Annotated in this window: 23 protein-coding genes and 1 pseudogene; 9 read left to right on the top strand and 15 right to left on the bottom strand. The window is 72.3% G+C overall.

Annotated features, from left to right (window positions below; genetic code table 11):
* Positions 1–20 precede the first annotated feature (20 nt).
* Complete coding sequence (locus ACQPZA_RS08960) at positions 21–1,847, bottom strand: penicillin-binding transpeptidase domain-containing protein (protein ID WP_433279782.1); 1,827 nt, start codon at positions 1,845–1,847, stop codon at positions 21–23.
* A gap of 158 nt (positions 1,848–2,005) precedes the next feature.
* Here ACQPZA_RS08960 and rfbC point away from each other — a divergent pair, with 158 nt between their 5' ends.
* The 4 genes from rfbC to ACQPZA_RS08940 all read left to right on the top strand — a co-directional run bounded on the left by rfbC (position 2,006) and on the right by ACQPZA_RS08940 (position 6,256).
* Positions 2,006–2,554 (top strand): dTDP-4-dehydrorhamnose 3,5-epimerase, encoded by a 549-nt coding sequence (rfbC, locus tag ACQPZA_RS08955; protein ID WP_433279781.1) that lies wholly within the window; start codon positions 2,006–2,008, stop codon positions 2,552–2,554.
* A complete protein-coding gene (locus tag ACQPZA_RS08950) occupies positions 2,551–3,834 on the top strand; it encodes an NAD(P)H-dependent oxidoreductase (protein WP_433279780.1) in 1,284 nt (427 codons plus the stop codon). The genes rfbC and ACQPZA_RS08950 overlap by 4 nt, the downstream gene beginning before the upstream one ends.
* 115 nt (positions 3,835–3,949) lie before the next feature.
* Positions 3,950–5,599: a hypothetical protein gene (locus tag ACQPZA_RS08945; RefSeq protein WP_433279779.1), complete on the top strand. Its 1,650-nt coding sequence runs from the start codon at positions 3,950–3,952 to the stop codon at positions 5,597–5,599.
* 36 nt (positions 5,600–5,635) lie between these two features.
* Positions 5,636–6,256, top strand: a complete 621-nt coding sequence (locus ACQPZA_RS08940; RefSeq protein WP_433279778.1) for a TetR/AcrR family transcriptional regulator — start codon at positions 5,636–5,638, stop codon at positions 6,254–6,256.
* Here the strand turns inward: ACQPZA_RS08940 and ACQPZA_RS08935 are convergent.
* The 4 genes and pseudogenes from ACQPZA_RS08935 to ACQPZA_RS08920 form a co-directional block, all read right to left on the bottom strand.
* Positions 6,253–6,968: pseudogene (locus ACQPZA_RS08935) on the bottom strand (integrase core domain-containing protein). The gene ACQPZA_RS08940 and the pseudogene ACQPZA_RS08935 overlap by 4 nt on opposite strands.
* Positions 6,969–6,993: 25 nt before the next feature.
* The gene (locus tag ACQPZA_RS08930) at positions 6,994–8,268 is read right to left on the bottom strand and encodes a DUF222 domain-containing protein (protein WP_433279777.1); all 1,275 of its coding nucleotides are present in this window, start codon (positions 8,266–8,268) and stop codon (positions 6,994–6,996) included.
* Between the two features lie 61 nt (positions 8,269–8,329).
* The gene (locus ACQPZA_RS08925; RefSeq protein ID WP_433279776.1) at positions 8,330–8,653 is read right to left on the bottom strand and encodes a hypothetical protein; all 324 of its coding nucleotides are present in this window, start codon (positions 8,651–8,653) and stop codon (positions 8,330–8,332) included.
* Positions 8,654–8,705: 52 nt separating this feature from the next.
* Positions 8,706–9,503, bottom strand: coding sequence for a TetR/AcrR family transcriptional regulator (locus tag ACQPZA_RS08920; protein ID WP_433279775.1), 798 nt, complete (start codon positions 9,501–9,503; stop codon positions 8,706–8,708).
* Between the two features lie 71 nt (positions 9,504–9,574).
* On the opposite strand from ACQPZA_RS08920, the gene ACQPZA_RS08915 reads away from it, so the two are divergent.
* Together ACQPZA_RS08915 and ACQPZA_RS08910 are read left to right on the top strand one after the other, a co-directional pair.
* Entirely contained in the window at positions 9,575–10,573 is a 999-nt protein-coding gene (locus ACQPZA_RS08915) for an ATP-binding cassette domain-containing protein (RefSeq protein WP_433279774.1), read from the top strand.
* The gene (locus ACQPZA_RS08910) at positions 10,570–11,403 is read left to right on the top strand and encodes an ABC transporter permease (RefSeq protein WP_433279773.1); all 834 of its coding nucleotides are present in this window, start codon (positions 10,570–10,572) and stop codon (positions 11,401–11,403) included. Before ACQPZA_RS08915 ends, ACQPZA_RS08910 begins: the two co-directional genes overlap by 4 nt.
* A gap of 25 nt (positions 11,404–11,428) precedes the next feature.
* Here the strand turns inward: ACQPZA_RS08910 and ACQPZA_RS08905 are convergent, their stop codons facing one another.
* The 6 genes from ACQPZA_RS08905 to dxr form a co-directional block, all read right to left on the bottom strand.
* Positions 11,429–12,238, bottom strand: coding sequence for an SAM-dependent methyltransferase (locus ACQPZA_RS08905; protein ID WP_169396538.1), 810 nt, complete (start codon positions 12,236–12,238; stop codon positions 11,429–11,431).
* 81 nt (positions 12,239–12,319) lie between these two features.
* Complete coding sequence (locus ACQPZA_RS08900; RefSeq protein WP_433279772.1) at positions 12,320–13,153, bottom strand: GNAT family N-acetyltransferase; 834 nt, start codon at positions 13,151–13,153, stop codon at positions 12,320–12,322.
* A 111-nt stretch (positions 13,154–13,264) separates the two neighbouring features.
* Positions 13,265–14,407 (bottom strand): flavodoxin-dependent (E)-4-hydroxy-3-methylbut-2-enyl-diphosphate synthase, encoded by a 1,143-nt coding sequence (gene ispG, locus ACQPZA_RS08895; protein WP_433279771.1) that lies wholly within the window; start codon positions 14,405–14,407, stop codon positions 13,265–13,267.
* Positions 14,408–14,497: 90 nt separating this feature from the next.
* Positions 14,498–15,034: a hypothetical protein gene (locus ACQPZA_RS08890; RefSeq protein ID WP_433279770.1), complete on the bottom strand. Its 537-nt coding sequence runs from the start codon at positions 15,032–15,034 to the stop codon at positions 14,498–14,500.
* Positions 15,035–15,120: 86 nt separating this feature from the next.
* On the bottom strand, positions 15,121–16,407 hold the full coding sequence (locus tag ACQPZA_RS08885; protein WP_169396536.1) for a M50 family metallopeptidase: 1,287 nt from the start codon (positions 16,405–16,407) through the stop codon (positions 15,121–15,123).
* The gene (dxr, locus tag ACQPZA_RS08880; RefSeq protein WP_433279769.1) at positions 16,404–17,612 is read right to left on the bottom strand and encodes a 1-deoxy-D-xylulose-5-phosphate reductoisomerase; all 1,209 of its coding nucleotides are present in this window, start codon (positions 17,610–17,612) and stop codon (positions 16,404–16,406) included. Before dxr ends, ACQPZA_RS08885 begins: the two co-directional genes overlap by 4 nt.
* 36 nt (positions 17,613–17,648) lie before the next feature.
* On the opposite strand from dxr, the gene ACQPZA_RS08875 reads away from it, so the two are divergent.
* Complete coding sequence (locus tag ACQPZA_RS08875) at positions 17,649–17,942, top strand: DUF2631 domain-containing protein (RefSeq protein ID WP_433279768.1); 294 nt, start codon at positions 17,649–17,651, stop codon at positions 17,940–17,942.
* Positions 17,943–17,948: 6 nt separating this feature from the next.
* Positions 17,949–18,917, top strand: a complete 969-nt coding sequence (gene ligD / locus ACQPZA_RS08870) for a non-homologous end-joining DNA ligase (RefSeq protein WP_433279767.1) — start codon at positions 17,949–17,951, stop codon at positions 18,915–18,917.
* An 18-nt stretch (positions 18,918–18,935) separates the two neighbouring features.
* On the opposite strand, the gene mug is transcribed toward ligD, so the two are convergent.
* Entirely contained in the window at positions 18,936–19,493 is a 558-nt protein-coding gene (gene mug / locus ACQPZA_RS08865; protein ID WP_433279766.1) for a G/U mismatch-specific DNA glycosylase, read from the bottom strand.
* Between the two features lie 180 nt (positions 19,494–19,673).
* Between mug and ACQPZA_RS08860 the strand changes: the two genes are divergently transcribed.
* Complete coding sequence (locus ACQPZA_RS08860) at positions 19,674–20,741, top strand: ATP-dependent DNA ligase (RefSeq protein ID WP_169396531.1); 1,068 nt, start codon at positions 19,674–19,676, stop codon at positions 20,739–20,741.
* On the opposite strand, the gene ACQPZA_RS08855 is transcribed toward ACQPZA_RS08860, so the two are convergent.
* The 3 genes from ACQPZA_RS08855 to ACQPZA_RS08845 form a co-directional block, all read right to left on the bottom strand.
* Positions 20,728–21,651, bottom strand: coding sequence for a TIGR03619 family F420-dependent LLM class oxidoreductase (locus ACQPZA_RS08855; RefSeq protein WP_433279765.1), 924 nt, complete (start codon positions 21,649–21,651; stop codon positions 20,728–20,730). The genes ACQPZA_RS08860 and ACQPZA_RS08855 overlap by 14 nt on opposite strands.
* Before the next feature lie 163 nt (positions 21,652–21,814).
* Positions 21,815–22,921, bottom strand: coding sequence for a 23S rRNA (adenine(2503)-C(2))-methyltransferase RlmN (gene rlmN / locus ACQPZA_RS08850; protein WP_433279764.1), 1,107 nt, complete (start codon positions 22,919–22,921; stop codon positions 21,815–21,817).
* A complete protein-coding gene (locus ACQPZA_RS08845; RefSeq protein ID WP_433279763.1) occupies positions 22,918–24,057 on the bottom strand; it encodes a hypothetical protein in 1,140 nt (379 codons plus the stop codon). Before ACQPZA_RS08845 ends, rlmN begins: the two co-directional genes overlap by 4 nt.
* Positions 24,058–24,126 lie beyond the last annotated feature (69 nt).

Genomic DNA, 24,126 nt, shown 5'->3' with positions numbered 1-24,126 from the left:
CCCGGGCCGGCACGTTCCCCTCAGCCGATCGTGGCGAGGAACCGACCCGCGAGCTCGACGGCAGGCGCCGAGGAGCCGGAGTCGACCACCAGCACCGCGAACGCGACGTCCCCCCGGTAACCGACGAACCAGCCGTGCGCGCGGCCACCGCCGGTGAACTCCGCGGTGCCGGTCTTGCCGTACACCTCTCCCAGCCCGGCCAGCCGGTTGGCCGTGCCCTCGGTGACCACGGCACGCATCATGGGGCGCAGCTGGTCCAGCTCGGCGGCGCTCGGCCCGGTGGCCGGCCGCAACACCTGTGTGGGCCGGTCGCGCAGCAGCTGCGGCACCACCGGCGAGCCGTGGGCCACGGTGGCGGCCACCAGCGCCATCCCCAGCGGGGTGGCCAGCACGTGGCCCTGGCCGAACCCGTCCTCGGCCCGCTGCACGGCGTCGGCCGTGGGGGGCACCTCGCCCGTGATGGTGGTGAGCGCGGCGACCTCGTAGTCGGCCCCGAGGCCGAACCGCAGCGCCGCCGCGGGCAGCGCGTCCGCGCCGAGCTGGGACGCGAGGCGCGCGAACGTGGTGTTGCAGGACCGGGCGAACGCGATGCGCAGCGGCACGGTGCCGAGGTCGAACCGGTCGACGTTGGGCACCGCGCGGCCGCCGATGACGGTGGCGCCGGGACAGGCCACGGGCGACTCCACGGTGAGCCCGTTCTCGGCGACCAGCGCACCCGCCGTGACGATCTTGAAGGTGGAGCCGGGCGGATAGCGCCCGGTCAGGGCGAGCGCACCACCGGTGTCGGCTGCGTCGTTCTGCGCCACGGCCAGCAGGTCGCCGGTGGACGCCGACACCGCGACGAGCATCGCCTGCTGCGGCACCAGCTCGACGGCGTCCTCGGCGGCGGCCTGCACGGCGCGGTCCAGGCCGGTGGCGACCGTGGTGCCGGTGCGGGGCAGCTCCTCCACCAGCGTGCGGATCGTGATGCCGCTCGCGTCGGTGAGCACCACCGACCAGCCCGGTACCCCCTCGAGCTGCTCGGCCGTCGCGGTGCGGACAGCCGGCAGCACCTGGCGCCCGAAGCGGGCATCGGGTGCCAGCAGCCGCTGCGAGCTGGTGAAGCGGACGCCGGGCAGATCGTGGATGGACTCCTTCACGACCTGGTAGTCGGTGTCGCGCAGCACCGCTACGGGGTAGCCCTGGCCGTCCGGGGTGCGCGCGGCCCCGTCGGTGATCGAGGCCTGCGTGATCGCGGGGTCGAGCGGGCCCAGCGCGGTGGCGAGCGCACCGGCGACCGCGGGCAGGTCGCCCGTGGCCCTCCGGTCCAGCACCACCGTGACGACCTGCGTACCCGTCAGCACGGGCGCCCCGTTGCGGTCGACGACGGGGGCAGGCTGGGGCTGCTCGGTGCGCAGCGCGAGCCGCTGCCGGGCGGCCAGCTCGGGATGCACCACGGTGGGCGCCCAGTGCACCAGCCAGCCCTCCTCGGCGTCGGGAGCGGGCAGCAGTTCGAGCTCGTTGAGGTAGCTCCAGATGCGGTCGGGCCCCAGCTGCCAGGTCAGCTGCACGGACGCGGTGGCCCGCTCGGTGGCCGTGCGCACCTGCGCGAGCTCGGCCACGATCGCGGACGGCTCGAGCGCATCGCGGGTGGCGACCAGCAGCTGGCCCGCCGCCGCAGGCGCGTCGGTGAGAGCGGCCGCTCGCGCGTCGTCGCCCGCCGACCACGCCGTGAGGAACGCGGTGACCGTCCGCTGCGGGCCGTCGTCGCCGTACAGCCCGCATCCCGCGGAGGCGAGCAGCACCGGCAGCGCGGCGAGCAACACGGCGAAGCGCCGGGCCGGCCGAACCGGACGATCAGGGAGCACTTGGTCAGTATGCCGAGCCCACCCGCCTTGCCCTCCGTCGCGGCAACCCTGGCGGAGCACGGCCGTGACCTGGCACCCTCCGGGCCGCCATTACCATCCCCCCGGAGACAGGACGTGACGGCAACCCCGAACGACGCGTAGAGGACGAGCCTCCCCCCATGCAGATCTCCCCCACCCCGCTCCCCGGGTCGGCACTGGTCGACCTGACACTCCTGGAGGACGACCGCGGCTTCTTCGCGCGCGCCTTCTGCCGCCAGGAGTTCATCGACGCCGGTCTCGAACCACTGGTCGAGCAGGCCAACATCTCGTTCAACCACAAGGCGGGCACGCTGCGCGGGCTGCACTACCAGCTGGAGCCGAACGCCGAGACCAAGCTGATCCGCTGCTACCGCGGCGCGATCTACGACGTCATCGTCGACCTGCGCCCGGAGTCGCCCACCTACCTGCAGTGGTTCGGGGCCGAGCTCACCGAGGACAACCGCACGGCGATGTACGTGCCGCGCAACTTCGCGCACGCCTACCTCACCCTCACCGACAAGGCCGAGGTGATCTACCAGGTCAGCACGGCCTACACCCCGGGCGCGGAGCGCGGCCTGCGCTGGGACGACCCGGCGCTCGGGATCGACTGGCCGATCCCCCCGGTCAGCGTCTCGGAGAAGGACGCGAACTGGCCGCTGCTCAGCGACAGCGCGGTGGAGGCACGATGATCATCGTCGACACCGCGCTGCGGAAGCGCGAGGCCGAGGGCCGCCCGATCCGCGTCGGCATGATCGGCGCCGGCTTCATGGGCCGCGGCCTGGCCAACCAGATCATCAACTCGGTGCCGGGCATGGCACTGGTCGCCATCGCGAACCGGACGCTCGCGAACGCCGAGCGCGCCTACACGGAGGCGGGCGTCGAACCGGTGCGGGTGGAGGACGCCTCCCAGCTCGACGCCGCGATCAGCAACGGCACCCCGGCCGTGCTCGAGGACGCGTTCGAGCTGCTCAAGGCCGTCCACCTGGACTGCGTCGTCGACGTCACCGGCGCCGTGGAGTTCGGCGCACGGGTCACCGTCGCGGCGATCGAGCGCGGCCTGCCGATGGTCACGATGAACGCCGAGCTCGACGGCACCGTCGGGCCACTGCTCGCCCATCGCGCCCGCGAGGCGGGCGTCGTGCTCACCGGGGCCGACGGTGACCAGCCCGGCGTGCAGGGCAACCTGCTGCGGTTCGTCCGGGGCCTGGGCGTCACGCCGCTGGTCGCGGGCAACATCAAGGGGCTGCAGGACGAGTACCGCACCCCGACGACGCAGAAGGCGTTCGCCGAGCGCTGGGGCCAGGACCCGTACATGGTCACGAGCTTCGCCGACGGGACGAAGGTCTCCTTCGAACAGGCGATCGTGGCCAACGCGTTCGGCCTCACCGTGCCGAAGCGGGGCATGAACGGCTGGGACCACGACGGGCACGTCGACGAGCTCACCGGCCGCTACGACGTGGACGAGCTGCGCGAGCTCGGCGGCATCGTCGACTACGTCGTGAAGGCGAAGCCCGGCCCCGGGATCTTCGTGCTCGGCACCCACGACGACCCGAAGCAGCGCCACTACCTGGAGCTCTACAAGCTGGGCACGGGCCCGTTGTACAGCTTCTACGCCCCCTACCACCTGTGCCACTTCGAGGTGCCCAACTCGGTGGTGCGGGCCGTCGACTTCGGCGACGCCACCCTCGCCGCCCCGGCAGGCCCGCACGTCGACGTCGTCACCACCGCGAAGCAGCACCTCACCGCCGGCCGGACCATCGACGGCCTCGGCGGCTACGACACCTACGGGGTGGCCGAGTCCACGGCGGTCACCCGCGCCGAGGGGCTGCTGCCGATGGGCGTGGCCGAGGGGTGCGTGCTCCGGAGGGACGTGCCGAAGGACGCCGTGCTCACCTACGCGGACGTGACCCTGCCCCCCGGCCGGCTGGTCGACCAGCTGCGCGAGGAGCAGGAGAAGCTGTTCGCCTGACGCCCGGGGCTTGATCCGGGCCACCGTGACGCTCAGAGTTGAACGGTCGCCGCAGGAACGGCGCGGCGGCCGACTCGGCGATCGCCGGTCAGGTGACCGGCGCGGAAGGTGAACCATGGCCTCCTACCCTGCCCATCGCCCGGGCCCACGACGCGCGGAGCAGGCACGGGGCGCACGGTCTTCCGGTGCGGGGAAGGCGGCGCCCGCGGCGGGCGGGAAGTGGGCGCCGGCCATGGCGTTGCAACGCCGGGCGGGCAACGCGGCGCTCACCCGGATGTTGGAGGAGCGCGAGGAACCCGCGCCGGCCACTCCCGACGGTGCCCGTGACGTCCCCGGCACCGCCGTCCCCGTGCAGCGCAACGTCGGCCTCGAGATCGAGGACAGCAACTGGCACACGTTCGGCGAGGACGGCCGACTCCTGCCGAAGGGCAGGCCCGTCGTCCACCGCAACTACTTCCAGCTGCAGGCCGAGGACCCGAACCACGTCGAGATGGTCACCGATCCTCCGGGGATGGCCGACCGCGGCGACTACAGCCGGATGAAGACCTCGATGCTCCGGCTGGAGGGCGAGCTGCTCTCCCAGCAGTACCGGGCTGGCATGGCGGGCAGGGCGGCGCGGTTCCGCGCCAACCGGCTGGAAGGCGGCGTCTCCGACGCCTACCTGGAGCCCGGGCCCAGATGGGCTCCCCACCTGCAGGTCACCGCGGGTGTTCCGCTCGCCGGGATCCCGACGTTCTTCCAGCAGCTCAAGGGCGAGAGCGTCAACGTGCAGACTCGCAAAGCCGAGGATGTCGAGGGCAGGCTGAAGGACCTGCTCCGCCTGCCCGCGCCGGCCACCGCGCCCACCCCCGTAGGTGCCACGACGGGCGCCTCCGGCGGCGGCGACGCTCCCCGGCCCGAGTACCGGGCGCCGAGCCGGGAGCTCCTCGGTTTCACCGAGCTGCTGAACCACTACCTGTACGAGGGCGCGAACAGGCAGCGTGCGCAGTTCGCCAAGGCCGTCTACGCGGTCATGGCCCGCACCGACTTCGCCGCATCCTTCCGTCTCCTCGACGCGGAGGAGCGGGCTGCGATCGCCGCGAACCTCACCGAGTGGGTCGGCCTGATGGTGAGCAGCTTCGCCTACAACGCGGCGGCCGGGGCGCAGGGCACTCCCGCCGACCGGGTGCTCGGCGCCCGCATCGAGAACGCGTTCGGGGCGGGCGACGACGTGCGGGCCGGCCGGGTCAACACCTCCCGCGAGGACTGGCTGCGGGGCATGGTGCACGGGCACGACCTGCTCAGCACGCACGGCCGGGGGTCGGACCCGAGCCGGGGCCACACCGAACACGACCAGCTCGGCTGGGACGTGGAGGTGCAGAACGGCTCCCGATGGGAACCGGCCGTCAACGAGTCGCTGGAGGACCTGCGCCAGCTCATGCAGGGGCTGGGAGGGCTCGGCAGCCGGACCGACCGGGCCACCTACCGGGACGGCGGCTCGAACCGGGACCGAGTCGTACCGGCGGTGATCGTCGAGGTGCGTCAGACGACAGGAGTCATGCCCGGTGCCGGCGGTTGGGTCGCCACTGCCGACGGCGTCTACGGCGCGGTCGAGGCGGCCATCACGGCCGCAGGCGCACCCGCCGAGGTGGTGGTGCCGGAGCCCGACGTCGAGCCGGCTCCCGCCGTCCGCCAGGACACCCGGAGCGAGGCGATCAAGCGGCGGGTCCGGAACAACGCCTCGGATCTGGTGCTGAAAGCCCGGAAACTCACTCTGCGGCGCTGAACTGAACCATCCGTTCAGTTCCGGCAGGATGACCCCGTGACCGAGGATCCCGACCGCGCCGCCACCGAGGCGGCCCGTCCACAGCGGCCGCGCAGCGTGCGAGCACGGAAGGCCGTGCTCGACGCGACGAACGAGCTGCTCGCTGCCGGCGGCCTGCCCGCGGCCACGATCGACGCGATCAGCAGCCGGTCCGGGGTCAGCAAGGCCACGATCTACAAGCACTGGCCCAGCCGCACGGCCGTGGCGGCCGAGGCGTTCGGGCTGCGGATGTCGAGCGCGCTGCAGCTGCCCGACACCGGCTCGGCCCGCGGCGACTTCGGCGTCCAGGTCCGGCTGGTCAGCGAGTTCTACGCGAGCCAGGCGGGCACGGTCTTCGCCCAGCTGCTCGCGGCGTCGGTCACCGACGGAGAGGCCGGGCAGTTCTTCCGCACGTTCTTCCTCGCCGGCCGCAGGCGCGCCATCGGGGAGCTGTGGAACCGCGCGCTGGCCCGCGGCGAGGTGCGCCCCGACGTCGACGTGGAGGTCGCCCAGGACATCCTGTTCGGACCGCTGATCTTCCGGCTGCTGACCGGGCACGCCCCGCTCACCGAGGAGCAGGCCGCGCAGATCGCCGACGCCGCACTGGACGGCCTGCTCGCCCGGGAGTCGGCCGGCTAGTTGTAATGCCCAGGTGGGTTGTTGACGCGGCTGATGGGTGGTTGGCCGCCGAGGGCGGTGTGGCCGCGGTGGTGGTTGTAGGTGTGTAGCCAGCCGGGTAGGGCTGCGGCGCGGTCGGTGTTGCTGGTGAAGGGGCGTTGGTAGGCCCATTCTTCGAGCAGGGTGCGGTTGAACCGTTCGGCTTTGCCGTTGGTCTGTGGTCGGTAGCGGCGGGTGAACCGGGCGGTGGCGCCGAGGTCGGCCAGGGTGTCGCGCCATGCGTGGGAGCGGCGGTAGGCCAGTGCGTTGTCGGTCATGACGCGTTCGATCTGGTCGATGCCGTGGTCGGCGAGGGCGGTGGCGGCGCGGCGGAGGAACCCGGCGCAGGTGTCGGTTTTCTCGTCGGGGTGGATCTCGGCGTAGGCGAGGCGGGTGTGGTCGTCGATCGCGGCGTGGATGTAGTCGTAGCCGACCCGGGGCCTGTAGCGGGAGCGGCGGCGTTCGTGGCTGTCGCGGCCGCGGACGCGCCAGCCGCCGCCGTCGCGGAGCCGGCCGCTGCTGGACGCGTTCGTGGGGGATGTGGTGGGGGCGCAGCTGGAACGGTCGAGGAGTCCGGGTGGGCCTTCGGCGCGCCAGCGGGCCCACCATTTGTAGCCGGTTGCACGGGACATCCCGAGTTCCGCGCGACGTGAGCGACCGGGCGACCGGCCGACCCGCGCTCGATCAGCAGCATGCGTCCGTGAACGGTCAGGCGGGCACTACGCGGCGAGGTGCAGGAGTGGTTGTCGGCGTGGTCTTCGCTGCGGGTCGATCCAGGCCGGGGGGATCAGCTCGGGTAGCCCGTCGCGGATACGGACTTCCCACTCGGAGTGGTGCTGCAGCCGGTGACACGCCCGGCAGAGCATCACGCAGTTGTGCAGGGCGGTGTCACCACCGTCCTGCCAGGCTGTGATGTGGTGGACTTCGCACCACGACGGCGGCCGCCCGCACCCGGCGCACCCGCGGTCGCGGGCGGCGATGGCACGGCGCAGCCCGTTAGGAATCGTGCGGGTGACCCGCCCGACATCAAGGGGCTGCCCCTTCCCGTTCAACACGACCGGCACGACCGCGGCGTCACAGGCCAGCATCCGCAGTGACTCCGGGCTCAGGGTGCCCCCGAAGTCCAAGCACGCGGCGCGGGCCCGGTTCTCCAGGTCTTCCAGCCGGATCAGCACGGTGAGGTGTGGGCGGCGCCCGCCGCACTCGGGGACGTCGCCGTGGTCGAGCACGTAGCCGCACACGTCGGCGAGGGCGTCGGCCTGACGTTGCGCGATGCCGCGGTGCTCATCACCGGTGGCGGGTCGGGCGTGGGCGTCGATCACGGTGGCGATGGCGTCGAACATCGCCGCGTCGTCGAACCGGCCCTTCACCGTGCCGCCCGGCTTGCCGCGGTGCCGGGCCAGGTGCAGTTCGTTGACCGGGGCGGGTGGGCGGTCGTCGGGCTCGGGTCCGTCCTGGTCGAGGGCCTCGACCAGCGCGGTGCCCCAGGTCTGCAGCTCCGACGGCGTGTAGACCGCCGCTTTGTCGGCGAGTTGGGCTTCCGCACCGGCCCACACCTCGGGTGTAAGCCTTTCTGCGGCCGGGCTCGCCAACACCCGGGCGATGACCGCGACGTGGCGCAGCCCGGTGGCACCGGCGGCGAACACCTCCGCGGTGGCGGCCAGCCGCGCAGGCAGCACCGTGCCGTCGAGCCCCACCCGCGGGCACACCTGCTCGGCGGCGACCACCCGCTGGCGGGCCTCGAACCGCTCCCACCCGAGCAGATCCCCCAATGCGGCCGGGGTCGACGTGTAGCCGCGCTCGGCGAACGTCCCCCGCCGCTCCAAAATGGCCACAGCGGCAACGACAAGCCGGTCCAACCGCCTGCTGGTGCCTTCGCACACGGTGAGGACAGACAGCAGGTCGTCGTCGGTGGCGGCGTCGGTGACCGCGGACAGCGCGTCGATCGCCTCGACCAGGAGGCGATGGGCGGTGGTGAGCGGGCTGTCCGACACCTCCTCATCATACTCGAACAGATGTTCGAATCGATGTTCGTCGTCGCAGGTCAACGGCCATTCAGCGCTCGTGGCGGTGGCCTGCCGGGCTCGCCGATCGCCCCACGCCGTCCGCCACGGACTTGCCCGGCCGGCCTGGCTCGATCGTCCCACCGACACGGTGATCCGCCGCTGCGAACGCGCCCGCCCCGGGCGAGCTGGTGCACGTGGAGGTGAAGAAGCTCGGCTGCGCGACGGCAGGCGCCGGCGGGTGCACGGCCGCGACAGCGACCAGTCCCGCCAGACCCGCACCAGCCCACTGGTCGGGTTCAGCTCCGTCCACGCCGCCATCGACGACCACATCCGCCTGGTCTACGCCGAGGTCCACCCCGACGAGAAAGCCCACCGCGGCCAATCACCCAACAGCCGCGTCAACAACCCGCCTGGGGCACTACAAGCTAGTCACACCCGGACGCGGGCGGCTCGGGCCGCGTCGGCGGGGCGTTCCCGCCACGAGATGCGACCAGCACCGCCAACCCGTCGAGCACCCGCTGCAGGCCGAACTCGAAGCTGTCGAACATCGAGTGGAAGGCCCCCGCCTCGCCCACCTTGGTCAGCATGGGCAGCTTCCCCGCGGCGACGACGGGCCCGACGTACTCGCCCTGGATCTCCCACCACTCGTCGTCGCTGATCCCGGTGCGGTCGGCCGCCTGCATCGCCTCGATCGTGGTCCTGGCGAATCCTGCGACGAACGAGGTGAGCAGCACCACCGCCGCCAGCATCTCGTGCTCGTCGAGACCGATGCCGTCAACGGCGCTCACGGTGACATCGGTGGACGCCATCGCGTTGGGCCCGAGCATCGGGCGCCCCTGGGTGATCTGCAGCATCCACGGGTGGCGCATGTACAGCGCCCACTCCTGACGGCCGAACGCCTCGAGGCGCTCCCGCCAGTCGCCCGCGACCGCCTTCGCGGCGGCCACGTCCTCGCCGTACACCTCGTCGACCATCAGGTCGATCAGCTCGGCCTTGCCCGGCACGTAGCGGTACAGCGACATCGCCCCGACGCCCAGCGCCGTGGCGATCCGCCGCATCGACAGCGCCGCCAGCCCCTCGGCGTCGGCCACCTCGATGGCGGCGCGCACGATCCGCTGTACGGACAGCCCTGGGCGCGGCCCGCGGGTGGGCTCCTCCGGCGTGCCCCACAACAGCTCGAGGCTGCGCCGGAGGTCGCCGCCACCACTCTGCACAGAAGTCATTTGCCGACGATCCTAGAACTGGGTACTTTGTACGAAGTAACACGTACAGCGTACCCAGTTTGGAGGCTCTCGTGGCAGCAGGACGGGACGCCGTGGTGACCCACGGACTCGGGAAACGATTCGGGAGCAAGGTGGCACTCGCGGACTTCGACCTGACGGTCGCCGAAGGCTCGGTGTGCGGGCTGCTGGGCCCCAACGGCGCCGGCAAGACCACGGCGGTACGGGTGCTGGCCACCCTGCTGCGCGCCGACACGGGCCGGGCCGAGGTGGCCGGGTTCGACGTGGCACGCGAACCGGGGATGGTGCGCAGGCAGATCGGCCTCACCGGCCAGCAGGCCACGGTCGACGACATCCTCACCGGCCGGGAGAACCTGATCATGTGGGCCCGGCTCTTCCACCTCGGCAGCCGCGCGGCCGCCCGGCGGGCCGACGAGCTGCTCGAACAGTTCGGGCTCACCGACGCGGCCGACCGCCGCGCGAAGCTCTACTCCGGCGGCATGCGGCGCCGCCTCGACATCGCCAGCAGCCTGGTGCTGGCACCGCGCGTGTTCTTCCTCGACGAGCCCACCACCGGGCTCGACCCCCGTAACCGGGGCGAGGTGTGGAACGCGCTGCGCAAGCTCGTCGCGGGCGGCACCACGGTGCTGATGACCACCCAGTACCTCGACGAGGCCGACCAGCTCGCCGACCAGATCGTCGTGCTCGACGGGGGCCGCACCGTCGCCGAGGGCACCCCGTCCCAGCTGAAGTCGGCGATCGGCGGCGACCGGATCGACATCCTGCTCCGCGACGAGGCCGACGTGCCGGCCGCCACCGCGCTGCTCGCCCGCATCACGGGAGCAGAACCCGAGGTCGACGCGCCGCTGCGCCGGCTGAGTGCGCCGGTACAGGACCGGGTGGCCGCGCTCACCGAGGTGGTGAGGGCACTCGACCATGGCGGTCTCGTCGCCGAGGACATCGGGGTGCGCCGCCCCACCCTGGACGAGGTGTTCCTGCGGCTGACGGGCCGCCCGGCGGAGCCGTCCACCGACGGGGAGCCCGAGGCGGAGAAGACCGGGGTGGCCGCATGACCGCCGCGACCGCTCCCGCACCGGCCCCTCACGCGGCGAGCCCGCTGCGCTGGGTGCTCTCCGACTCCTGGACCGTCGCCCGCCGCGACCTCATCCACTGGACCCGCAACCCGACGGTGATCGTCGCGGGGCTGGCCTTCCCGATCATGTTCGTGCTGCTCTACGGGTACGTGTTCGGCAGCGCGATGATCGTGCCCGGCGGCGGGGACTACCGCGAGTTCCTGATGCCCGGCATGTTCGCCCAGACGATGATGTTCGGGGCGGCCGCCACCATCTCCGCGGTCGCCGCCGACAAGGCCCGCGGCGTCACCGACCGGTTCCGCTCGATGCCGATGGCCCAGCCCGCGGTCGTCGTGGGCCGCAGCGCGGCCGACATGGTCAACTCGGTACTCGACCTCGCCGTCCTCGTCGCGTGCGGGCTGCTCGTCGGGTGGAGCTCGAACACCGGTCCGCTGCCCACGCTCACCGCGTTCGGCCTGCTGCTCCTGCTGCGGTTCGCGATGATCTGGGTGGGCATCTACCTCGGGCTCGTCGTCAGCCAGGAGGCGGCGGCCAGTACCTGGGCGCTGCTGTTCCCGCTCACGATGATCTCCAACACGTTCGTCGACCCGTCGCTGATGCCCGCCTGGCTGGGCACCGTCGCCGAGTGGAACCCGCTCTCCGCCACGGTGGCCGCCACCCGCGAGCTGTTCGGCAACAGCGTTCCCGAACTGGTGGGCACCTCGTGGCCCGCGCAGAACGCGCTGCTGCTCGCGGTGGTGTGGCCCGTGCTGATCGTGGCGATCTTCCTGCCCCTGGCCGTGCGCCGGTACCACTCGGCGGCGCGCTGACCGTGCGGTTCGGCGCCGGCGGCCCCTACCTCTTGAGGCCGACGGCGCCGAACTCGTCGACGGGAGCGGGGGCACCGACGTGGCCGTTCTCGGGGCGCCACAACGAGCAGGCGACGACCCCGGGCTCCAGCAGCTCCAGACCCTCGAAGTACTGGGCGATCTGCTCGGGGGTGCGCAGGATGTAGGGCAGCGACCCTGCGTTGTTCCACATCTCGATGGCGGCGTCGAACGGGCCGCCGTCGGTGGTGCCGTCGGCCACCACCAGGTAGCTGCCCGACGGCAGGGCGCCCACCAGCCGCGTGACGATCTCCCGGGCCTGCCCGAGCTCGGGGACGTGCCCGAGGATGTTCATGAGCATGAGCGCGATCGGCTCGTCGAAGTCGAGGCTCCGCGCGGCGACCTCCAGGATCCGGGAGGTGTCGTACAGGTCGGCGTCGATGTAGGTGGTGGCGCCCTCGGCCGAGCTGAGCAGCAGCGCACGGGCGTGCGCCAGCACGATCGGGTCGTTGTCGACGTAGACGATGCGCGACTCCGGAGCCACCCGCTGGGCGACCTCGTGGGTGTTGTCCACCGTGGGCAGGCCCGTGCCGATGTCGAGGAACTGCCGCACCCCCGCCTCGCCCGCCAGGTGCTGCACGGCCCGCTTGAGGAAAGCCCGCGAGGAACGGGCGATGTCGACGATCGGCGGGAAGAGCTCCCGGAACTCGTCGCCGACGCGCCGGTCGACCTCGTAGTTGTCCTTGCCCCCGAGCCAGTAGTTCCAGATGCGCGGGGAGTGCGCGACGTCCGTGTCGATCGTCGGCACCTGCTGGACGCCGGACTCTTCCTCCGCCACGAACGTGACCTCCACTCGACACGGGACTCCGTCGTGCCCAGCCTATCGCCGGGGTGATGGAGCGGGTGCGCCGTGTGACCTTCAGAAGAGAATGGTGGCGAAGCTGCCGACCTGGGTGAACCCGATCCGGGTGTAGGCCGACCGCGCGACGTGGTTGAAGCCGTTGACGTACAGGCTCGACACCCGGCCCAGTGCGGCGAGGCGCTCGGCCACCGCGGCGGTGCCGGCGGTGCCCAGGCCCTGACCGCGGCGGCTCGGGTGCACCCAGACGCCCTGGATCTGCCCGACCTGGCGCGAGAGGGCCCCGATCTCCGCCTTGAACACGACCTCGCCACCCTCGAAACGGGCGAACGCCCGCCCCGCGGCCACGAGCTCGGCCACCCGCGACCGGTAGCCGACCCCACCGTCACCGATGCGCGGGTCGATGCCCACCTCCTCGGTGAACATGGCGATGGCTGCAGGCAGGTACCGGTCCAGCTCGTCGGGACGGACCGGCCGCACGAGCGGGTCGGCCGCGACGGTCGGCAGCCCGGCCAGCGCCATCAGCGGCTGGTCGGCCCGCACCTCACGGGCCGGCGCCCAGTGCGCCGCCAGGTCGTCCCACAGCGGCATCACCAGCTCGGCGCGCCCGACGACCGACGAACACGTGCGCCCGTAACGGCGCGCGCGGTCGGCGAAGCTGCGCAGGGCCGACCGCTCGCCCCGCAGCGGCACGAGGTTGGCACCGGAGAAGCAGAGACCGTCGAAACGGGACCCGACACCCCAGAGCTCGCCCCCGAGGCGCCACGGATCGAGCCCTGCCACCTCGACACGGGCGGCGACCATGCAGGCGGCGACCGGATCACTCTCCAGGACCGCGCATACTCCCGCGCGGTCCCGGTCGTCGAGGAGCCGCGCTCCGGCGACACGAAGCACCCCCTCACGATGCCAGACGGCAGGCGCCGTGCCCACGACGGGATGGGTCTCGGTTCACCGAAAGTTCCACCGAAACCACCGGCGACCCCGCGAGGCGGGCCTGCCGGCTGCTCAGCCGACGGTCACCTGCGGCTCGCCCTCGGCCTCCATCGTCTCGGCGATCTTCATCGCCTCCTCGATCAGGGTCTCGACGATGGCGTGCTCCGGGACGGTCTTGATGACCTCGCCCCGGACGAAGATCTGGCCCTTGCCGTTGCCGGAGGCCACTCCCAGGTCGGCCTCGCGGGCCTCGCCCGGACCGTTGACGACACAGCCCATGACGGCGACGCGCAGCGGCACCTCCATGCCGGTGAGCCCCGCCGTGACCTCGTCGGCGAGCTTGTAGACGTCCACCTGCGCGCGCCCGCAGGACGGGCAGGAGACGATCTCCAGCTTGCGGGGACGCAGGTTTAGCGACTGCAGGATCTGCGTGCCGACCTTGATCTCCTCGACCGGCGGCGCCGAGAGCGAGACGCGGATCGTGTCGCCGATGCCCTGGCGCAGCAGCGCCCCGAAGGCGACGGCCGACTTGATGGTGCCCTGGAACGCCGGACCGGCCTCGGTGACGCCGAGGTGCAGCGGGTAGTCGCACTGCTGCGCCAGCAGCTCGTAGGCCCGCACCATGACCACGGGGTCGTTGTGCTTGACCGAGATCTTGATGTCGTGGAAGTCGTGCTCGGCGAACAGGCTCGCCTCCCACATCGCCGACTCGGCGAGCGCCTCCGGCGTCGCCTTGCCGTACTTCTGCAGCAGGCGCTTGTCCAGCGAGCCGGCGTTGACGCCGATCCGGATCGGGGTGCCGTGGTCCTTGGCGGCCGCCGCGATCTGCTTGACCTGGTCGTCGAACTTGCGGATGTTGCCCGGGTTGACCCGCACCGCGGCGCACCCGGCCTCGATCGCCGCGAAGACGTACTTCGGCTGGAAGTGGATGTCGGCGATCACCGGGATCTGCGACTTCCGCGCGATCGCGGGCAGCGCGTCGGCGTCGTCCTGGCTCGGGCAGGCGACCCGCACGATGTCGCAGCCCGCCGCGGTGAGCTCGGCGATCTGCTGCAACGTGGCGTTGACGTCGGAGGTGAGGGTGGTGGTCATCGACTGCACGGAGATCGGGTGCTCGGACCCGACACCGACGGAGCCGACCTGCAGCTGCCGGGTGGGCCGGCGAGGGGCCAGGGTCGGCGCGGGCGGTGCGGGCATGCCGAGGGAGACGCTCACGACCCCCAGTATCCCCCGTCGCCGTTCGGCACCGCTCCCTGCGTGGCCGGAAGCACCCGCACGGGCGGATTCTCCTGTTCGGACGCCCTCCTAGGTTCGGCCCTTGTCCTCCTGCGCGCTGCGCAGCGTCGAGGAGTGCGGCAGCCAGGTGGCGAGCTCGACCGGCCACCCGTCGGCCTCCAGCAGGGAGACGACGGCGGGGTCGTCGTCGAGCATCGACACCACCTCCCGGACGGTGGCGAGCCTGCGCAGCACGTCCCGCTTGACCCAGCGGGCCGGCCGACGGTCGTCGTCGGCGCGCATCACGAGCGGGCCGACCGGGAGGTCGTGACGTGCCAGCCACTGCTCCGTGAGCGCCCGGGTGCGCTCGGGCCGACCGGTCAGGTACAGGACGTCGTACTCGGCGAGCGCCGCACGCAGCCGCTCCGCACCCTCGACGAGGAGCGGGTCGCGGTCGGCGGCGTGGAAGAAGCGCTCCCAGCGTTGCGGCCTGGCCTCCAGGTGGTGCAGCCGGTGCCGGACGTCGGCCAGCACCCCGTCGATGTCGAACACGGCGAGAGGGGCCTTCTCGGCGTACGGGTCGCGCAGGCCCGGAGGGGGAGCGGGCAGACCCGCGGAAATACTCACGACTCTCAAGTATCCACGCGGCCACCGATGTCGCTGCAGGTCGTGTCGGGGGCCACGTCCCGGGCCCCCGACCTGCGAGGACGTGATCAGAACAGCTGTACCGGGTTGATGATGTCGGCGACGAACAGCAGGGCACTCCACCCGATGAACACCAGCGCCACGACGTAGGCCACGGGCATCAGCTTCGCGACGTCGACCGGACCGGGGTCGGGACGGCCACGCAGCCGCGCGATCCGCCGCTTGATGGCCTCCCAGATCGCCGGGAAGATCTGCCCGCCGTCCAGCGGCGGGATCGGCAGCAGGTTGAACAGGAACAGCGAGATGTTCAGCCCGGCCAGCAGCTGCAGGAAGACCGAGAGCTCGGCGACCGGCGGGGCGTCGGAGGCGAGGATCTCGCCCCCGATCCGGGAGGCCCCGACGATGCCGATCGGGCCGTTCACGTCGCGCTGCTCGCCGAGGAACACCGCTCCGAACAGGCCGGGCACCCGGGCCGGGAGCTGCACGATCGCGTGGCCCGTGCGGGCGACGATGTCCCCGATCTGGCCGAAGACCGCGCCGACGTCCTTCCGCTCGTACGCCGACACGAGGCTGACCCCGAGGAAGCTGCCCTGGACGGTCTGCTGCCCGCCGTCGAAGGCGGCCAGCTCGGTGCGGATGGGCGTCGGGCGCAGGTCGAGACGCTGCCCGTCACGTTCGACGGTGACCGTCACCGTGCCCGAGGACGCCCGGATGGCCTCCTGCAGGTCGCGGCCGTCGAACTCCGTGAACGGGCGGCCGTTGAAGGCGATGATCCGGTCGCCGGGGCGGAACCCCGCGGCCGCGGCGGGCGTGGGGGGCGCCCCGGCCGGGCACTGCTCGGTGGGCGCTGTGGCCGAGACGACGCACGCGCTCACCGCGCCGACCGACGTGGTGGACGTCGGCACGCCGATCCCCATGAGCACGATCGCGAACAGCACCACCGCGAAGATGAGGTTCATGAACGGGCCCGCGAACATCACGATGATGCGCTTCCACGGTGCCCGCAGGTAGAACTGCCGGTCGGCGTCCTCTGGCCGGACGTCCATCGCCGACTGCTGGCGCGCGTCGTCGATCAGGCCCTGGAACGGGCCGGTGCGCCGGCTCCGCCCGAGCGTCTCGCCCCTGGCGGGCGGGATCATCCCGATCATGCGGATGTAGCCGCCGAGCGGCACGGCCTTGAGCCCGAACTCCGTCTCGCCGACCTGGCGCGACCAGATCGTCTTCCCGAAACCGACCATGAACTCGGGCACCTTGATGCCGAACCACTTGGCCGTGGTGAAGTGACCGAGCTCGTGCCAGGCGACCGAGAAGAGGATCCCCACGAAGAAGATCACGATTCCGATCACGGTCATCATGTGGTCACTCCAGGTCCTCCGGTACCGATGCTCGCTCCACCGGCGCTGCGCGAGACGGCTTCGCGGGCGTGGGCCCGCGCCCACTCCTCCGCCGCCAGCACGTCGGCCACGGTAGCGGGATCGGCGTGCCAGCCGTCGGCGGTGTCGAGAACGCGTTCCAGCACGTCGGTGATCCCGAGGAACGGCAGCGCACCGGCGACGAACGCGCCCACCAGTTCCTCGTTGGCGGCGTTGAGCACGGCCGGCAGGCACCCGCCCACCACGCCCGCCGCGCGCGCCAGCCGCACGCCGGCGAAGGCGTCTTCGTCGAGGGGCTCGAACGTCCAGCTCTGGGCAGCGTCCCAGCGGCACGGCGACGCGGCCCCCGACAGCCGCTCGGGCCAGCCGAGCGCCAGCGCGATGGGCAGCTTCATGTCGGGCGGGCTGGCCTGCGCGAGCGTCGAGCCGTCGGTGAAGGTGACCATCGAGTGCACGATCGACTGCGGGTGCACCACCACGTCGACCCGCTCGTAGGGCACGTCGAACAGCAGGTGCGCCTCGATCAGCTCGAGGCCCTTGTTCACCAGGGTCGCCGAGTTGATCGTGATGACGGGGCCCATGTCCCACGTCGGGTGCGCCATCGCCTCGCCCACGGTGACATCGGCCAGGTCGGCCCGCTGCCTCCCGCGGAACGGGCCGCCCGACGCGGTGAGCACCAGCCGCTCCACCTCGTCGGCACGGCCACCGCGCAGGCACTGGGCGAGCGCGGAGTGCTCGGAGTCGACCGGCACGATCTGGCCCGGGGCGGCAGCCCCGGTGACCAGCGCTCCCCCGGCCACCAGCGACTCCTTGTTGGCCAGCGCCAGCGTGGCCCCGGACGCGAGGGCCGCCAGCGTCGGGCCGAGGCCCACCGATCCGGTGATCCCGTTGAGCACGGTGTCGGCACCCGCGGTGGCCGTGAGCTCGGTGGCCGCGTCGGGACCGCTCAGGACGTCGACACCCGGCACCAGGTCGCGCAGCGCCGAGGCGGCGTCGGCGCGGGCCACCGCCACCCGGGGCACGCCGTGCTCCCTGACCTGCCGGGCGAGCAGGTCGAGGTCACCGCCGCCCGCGGCGAGGCCCGCCACCTCGAACCGGTCCGGGTGGGCCGCGAGCACCTCGAGCGCCTGGGTGCCGACGGAACCCGTCGACCCCAGCACGAGAACGGAACGTCTACTCACACTCATCACCGCCCATCATCCCTGCTGCGCCGTTGTGCGACGATGAGGCCCACATCCGTGGACCTGGAGGACGGCGTGGCGAGGAACTCCCGAGAGCTGGCGCGGCGACCTGCGGTGGACCCGCTGGACGAACCGTCGGTGGAGTGGGGCTGGCACGGCGGCTTCCCCCGCGGCTCCATGATCGCCGGCTGGGCCACCGTCGTGATCCTGCTGCTGTTCACGATCGGCAACCACGAGGGCAGCACCGAGGACATCTGGCTCGTCGGCATCGCCGTCCTGATCGCGTTCAGCCTGATCATGCACTCGATCCGGCGTCGCCACGCCTGGCGCCGCTGAGCCACGATGGCCGGTCCCGCCGTCGAGCTGGAGGTCGGTGACCGCGTCGTCCGGCTGAGCAACCCGGACCGCGTCTACTTCCCGGCCCGGGGCGAGACCAAGCTCGACCTGGCCCGCTACTACCTCTCCGTCTCCGACGGGATCGTGCGTGCGCTGCGCGACCGCCCGTGCATGCTGCACCGCTTCCCCACGGGCGTCACCGGCGAGAAGGTGCACCAGAAGCGGCTGCCGAAGGGCGCCCCGGACTGGGTGCGGACCGTCCGCGTGCACTTCCCCCGCTGGAACCGGCACGCCGACGAGCTGTGCGTGCAGCACCCGGCCGACGTCGTGTGGGCGGTGCAGATGTCCACGGTGGAGTTCCACCCGTGGAACTCGCGCAGCGCGGACGTCGAGCGCCCCGACGAGTGGCGGATCGACCTCGACCCGATGCCCGAGGCGTCCTACGCCGACGTGCGCCGGGTCGCGCACGTCGCCCACGAGGTGCTCGACGAGCTCGGCGCGACCGGGTGGCCGAAGACGTCGGGCGGCAAGGGCATGCACGTCTACGTGCGGATCGCCCCCGACCACGGCTTCTCCGACGTGCGCCGGGCCGCGCACGCCTTCGCCCGCGAGGTCGGCCGCCGCTGCGATCTCGTCGATCTGACGTGGTGGCGCAAGGACCGCGACCCCCGGTCGATCTTCGTCGACTACAACCAGAACGCCCGCGACCACACGATCCGCAGCGCCTACTCGGTGCGCGGGGTGCCGGAGGCCGTGGTCTCCACGCCGATCAGGTGGGACGAGGTGGACGACGCCGACCCCCAGGACTTCACCATCGCCACGGTCCCACCCCGGTACGCCGAGCTGGGCGACCTCCACGCCGGCATCGACGACGCCGTCTTCCTGATCGACGAGCTGCTGGAGTGGGCCGACCGCGACGCCCGCGACGGCGCCGAGGAACCGCCTCCCGATGACGTCCAGGACCTCGACTCCTGACAGCCGCACTCCACCCGGTCAGTCGTCGGCGGCCGCGCGGAGGCGGCCGAACTCCTCCGCCATCGCCGGCAGCGACCAGTGGGCGTTGAGGCCGCTCGGGTTGGGCAGGACCCAGATCCGGGTGGAGCCCAGGCGCTCGTCCTGCGGCCCGACCGCGGCGCGCGGCGCGTCGAACGCGGCCCGGTAGGCGGTCACCCCGACCACCGCGAGCCAGCGGGGACGCTGGTCCCGCACCAGCTCCCGCAGCCGCACCCCGCCCGCCACCATCTCGTCCACCGTCAGCTCGTCCGCGCGTGCCGTGGCCCGGGGCGCCATGTTGGTGATGCCCAGCCCGAGGCCACGCAGCTCGCCCTGCTCCGCGGGCAGCAGCAGCCGCGGGGTGAAGCCCGCCCCGTGCAGGGCAGGCCAGAACCGGTTTCCGGGGCGGGCGAAGTGGTGCCCGGTGGCGGCCGACACGAGGCCCGGGTTGATGCCGCAGAAGAGCACGCGCAGGGCCGGGTCGCCGGGGCCGGGTAGCACGTCCTCGATCGTGCGGTCCCGCGCCGCCTCCAGCTCGGCCCGGGTCAGCCGCGGCATGGGGATGCGTTCACCGAAGCAGTCACGTCCTCGATGATCCCCTGCCTGCGGACAGCGGGAGCAGCAGCGGTCCCGGACGGCGCCGGCGACGCGGCGGTCGTGGAACGGCACCGGCCCACTGATGGCTGCTGACGGGCGTATCCCCTCGACCCGTGGGCGGGTAGTCGCCAGACTGGCCCGGTGCGCCTCCCCGTCATGCCGCCCGTCTCGCCGATGCTGGCCAAGCCGATCGGCGACATCCCCGCAGGCCAGCTCTACGAGCCGAAGTGGGACGGCTTCCGGTCGATCATCTTCCGGGACGGCGACGAGGTGGAGATCGGCAGCCGCAACGAACGGCCGATGACCCGGTACTTCCCCGAGGTGGTCGAGGCCGTACTCACCCACTTCCCCGAGCGGGCCGTCGTCGACGGGGAGATCGTCGTCGCCGACACCGCGCGCAACACACTCGACTTCGAGGCTCTCCAGCAGCGGATCCATCCGGCGGCGAGCCGGGTGAAGCTCCTGTCGGAGGAGACGCCGGCGAGCTTCATCGCCTTCGACCTGCTCGCGCTGGGCGACGACGACCTCACCGAGCAGCCGTTCGAGGAACGCCGCGCCGCGCTCGAACGCGCCTTCGCCGGCGCGGCACCGCCGATCCACCTCACGCCGCTCACGCGCGACCTGGACACGGCGCGGACGTGGTTCCAGCAGTTCGAGGGCGCCGGCCTGGACGGGCTCATCGCCAAGAAGCTCGACCTGCCCTACCAGCCCGACAAGCGCGTGATGAGCAAGATCAAGCACGAGCGCACGGCCGACTGCGTCGTTGCCGGCTACCGGGTCCACAAGTCCGGGCCGGACGCCCTCGGGTCGCTGCTGCTCGGTCTCTTCGACGACCGCGGCGTGCTCAACTCGGTCGGTGTGGTCGGCGCGTTCCCGATGGCCACCCGGCGGTCGCTGTTCACCGAGCTGCAGCCGCTGGTCACGACGTTCGACGCCCACCCGTGGAACTGGGCCGCACACGAGCAGGGCGAGCGGACGCCCCGCAAGAACGAGACCAGCCGCTGGAACGCCGGCAAGGACCTGTCGTTCGTCCCCCTGCGCCCGGAGCGGGTGGTGGAGGTCCGCTACGACTACATGGAGGGCGAGCGGTTCCGCCACACCGCCCAGTTCGTGCGCTGGCGCCCGGACCGTGATCCGGAGTCGTGCACCTACGAGCAGTTGGAACGGCCCGTGCGCTTCGATCTCGCCGACGTCCTCAGCAGCGGCTGAGCACCCGCTCCTTGATCTCCAGGGCGGTGTCGACCAGCCAGGGGGTGCCCGGGAAGGGCTCGTTCTGGGAGAGCTCGATGATCAGCTCGTCGGCTCCGAGCCGCGCCGTCTCGACGATGTCGTCGACCACCTGGTCGAGGCTGCCGACCATCGGCTGGCGCTCGCCGTCGACCGGCTGGTCGCGCAGCACGATGTTCGCCCTGACGATGCACTCCATCGCGGAGGCGTCACGGCCGTAACCGGCCGCCTTCTCCCGGATCCGGTCCCAGATCCGGGCGGTCGACGCCACGGGGATGGCGGCGGGGGTCCAGCCGTCGGCGCGGCGAGCGACCTTGTCCAGCGCCTTCTCGCCGTGCCCGGACGCGATCACCGGGAGCTTCCCCACCGGCTTCGGCCCGACCAGCGCCTTGTCGATCGTGATCCGCGGTCCCTCGTACTCGACGGGGTCGGGGCCCCAGACCGCCTCGAACACGTCGAACGTCTCGTCGAGCAGGCTGTTGCGCTCGGAGAAGGGCACGCCCACCGCGGCGAAGTCGGAGTGGGCCCAGCCCGATCCGATGCCGGCGACGACCCGGCCCCCGCTGATCTGGTCGATGGTAGCCAGTGCCAGTGCGAGCTGGACGGGATGGTGCAGGGCCGGCACGAGGACGCTGCTGCCGATCCGCACCCGCTCGGTCACCGCGGCGGCGGCCGCCATGGTGGTCAGCGGTTCGGACACCCCCTGGTACGCCTCCGGCCAGGGCAGGCCGGGGATGCCGTAGAGCCCTTCGGTGCCCGGCGCGGCATGGGTCGGCCGCTCCCCCACCCAGAGGCTGTCGAAGCCCTGATCCTCGGCGAGCTTCGCGACGTTCACCACGTCGCGCTGCAGGTTCACCCCGTACCGCTGGGGAAGAACAAGACCGAGCTTCATGCCCATCTCCTCGCCGATCACCGCTGCGTCTTGTTTGACCTCTCAACTACCCAGGTCGAGCGAACCAGCGGCTCGGTGGACAGGTCAAGGGCGATGATCGTTTCGTCCGGTACTCCGGGCGACCGGACCACTGGGCGGAACGGACGTCCCCGAGGACGAGCGCCTAGGCCTGTGAGGCGGCGAGCTGCCCGCACGCGGCGGCGATCTCGCGGCCCCGGGTGTCGCGCACGGTGCACGCCACCCCGGCGGCCTGGACCCGTGCGACGAACTCGTCCTGCACGCGTCGGGGCGAGGCGTCCCACTCGCTGCCCGGCGTCGGGTTCAGCGGGATGAGGTTGACGTGCACACGCTTGGTGCCGATCTGCTGGCGCAGGAGCTTGCCGAGCAGGTCCGCCCGCCACGGCTGGTCGTTGACGTCGCGGATCAGCGCGTACTCGATCGACACGCGGCGTCCGGTGGCCTGTGCGTAGCGGCGCGCCGCGTCGAGCACCTCGCTGACCTTCCAGCGGTTGTTCACGGGCACGAGGGTGTCGCGCAGCTCGTCGTCGGGCGTGTGCAGCGATACCGCGAGCGTGACGGGCAGCCCCTCCGCAGCGAGCTTGTCGATCGCCGGCACCAGTCCGACCGTGGACACGGTGACCCCGCGCGCCGAGATGCCCAGGCCGTTGGGAGCCGGCTCGGTGATCCGCCGGACGGCCGCGACGACCCGCTTGTAGTTGGCCAGCGGCTCCCCCATGCCCATGAACACCACGTTGGACAGGCGCGCGGGAGAACCCAGGGCGCCGTCGCGGGCGGCCGCGGCGGCCTGGCGGACCTGCTCGACGATCTCGCCGGTGGACAGGTTGCGCTCCAGCCCGCCCTGGCCGGTGGCGCAGAACGGGCAGGCCATGCCGCAGCCGGCCTGGCTCGAGACACACACGGTGGCGCGGTCCGGGTAGCCCATCAGCACCGACTCGGCGCGGGTGCCGTCGTGGCCCTTCCACAGCGTCTTGCGGGTGGCCCCGTCGTCACAGGACTGCTCCAGCACGGGCGTGACGAGCGGTGGCAGGAGCGTCCGCAGGGTGTCGCGCACACCGGCCGGGAGGTCGGTCATCGCGTCGAGGTCGGCGGTGAGGCGGCCGAAGTAGTGGCGGGCCAGCTGGTCGGCGCGGAAGGCGGGCAGGCCGAGCTCACCGGCCACGGCCCGGCGGTCGCCCGGGTCGAGGTCGGCGAGGTGGCGCGGCGGGGTGGAGCGCCGGGGCGCGTCGAACACCAGAGGCAGGGCAGTCATGACGTTCCCATTGTGCCAGTTCGCCCGGCCTCTCCCCGGCGGCGGAGTGCGTAGGCCAGCACGGCAGCGCCGAGCGCGGGCCCCCATACGGGGAACGGGAACACCAGCAGCAGCACCGGAGAGCCGCTCGCGACCACCATGACGGAGAGCGGGACCGCCGCGACCGTGAACAGCCCGGCCACGAGAGTGCCGGGGACGACCGCCGCCGCGACCGGGACCGGCCGTCCCCGCACCACCGGAACCCAGCGGGGCCAGACCTCGCCCCAGCGGGCGACCAGCCCCGTGGTGAGCACCGCCCCGGCCAGCGCGGCGAGGCCGAGAAGCAGGCCGTGCAGCCGAATCTCCGGCTCTGCGGTCAGAAGGTCCGCGCTGCCGCCCACCGGCCACGGTGTCAGCCAGGTGAGCCGGACCAGGCCGTACGGCAACGCACAGGCCGCGGCGATCGCCACGGCCACCCTGCCCCAGCGAGCCGCGGCCTCCGGCTGCATCCAGCCCGGGACCGGTCGCCCCGTCGTGGCCCGCAGCACCGTTCGCGCTCCGAGCACACCCCACAGGAGGCCCCCGACGAGGAAGAACAGCAGGACAGCAGGTGGGACTGCTTTGTCGGCGGTCCCGATGATGACGTCGAGGTAGCGACGCAGCACTGCGGCATCGGCCAGCCCCGTGGCCCACGCCAGCACTCCAGTCAGGACGAACGCACCCACTGCCCAGGGCCCGCCGCGCCACCGCCACGCCCCGGCGACCACCGTCCCGAACAGCACGACCGGCCCGAGCATCGCCATCGCGTAACCGACCAGGGAGAGCGGCTGTATGCCCGGCAGGACCAACCCGAAGACCGCCGCGTACCCGACCGCCGTGGCCACCACGACGGCGGTCACAGCCCGGCTCGGGGCCCGCAGCGCGGCGAGTCCCGAAGCCACCAGCCCCCACCCGCCCGCAACGACGAGTGCAGGCGGCACGGCGGCCTCGGGCACCACGCCCAGCACGGTGCCGAAGGTCTTCCCCTCGCCCGGGCCGAACGGGTAGCGCTGCGGCTGCCACCACCACCACAGGCCGAGACAAGAGGCGAGTGCCGACCAGGTCAGGGCGGCTGTGGACGGGACCGAGGCACGTCTGCGTTCGTGCGTGATGACCATGGGAGAACGATCCGCTCAGCGCGGTGCTACGCCATCCCGGCAGCGAGGGAACCGGGTCCCCCTCAGAGG

The organism is Pseudonocardia xinjiangensis, from assembly GCF_050948425.1.
Classification (GTDB): Bacteria; Actinomycetota; Actinomycetes; order Mycobacteriales; family Pseudonocardiaceae; genus Pseudonocardia; species Pseudonocardia xinjiangensis.
This window is presented reverse-complemented; position numbering and strand designations above follow the sequence as displayed.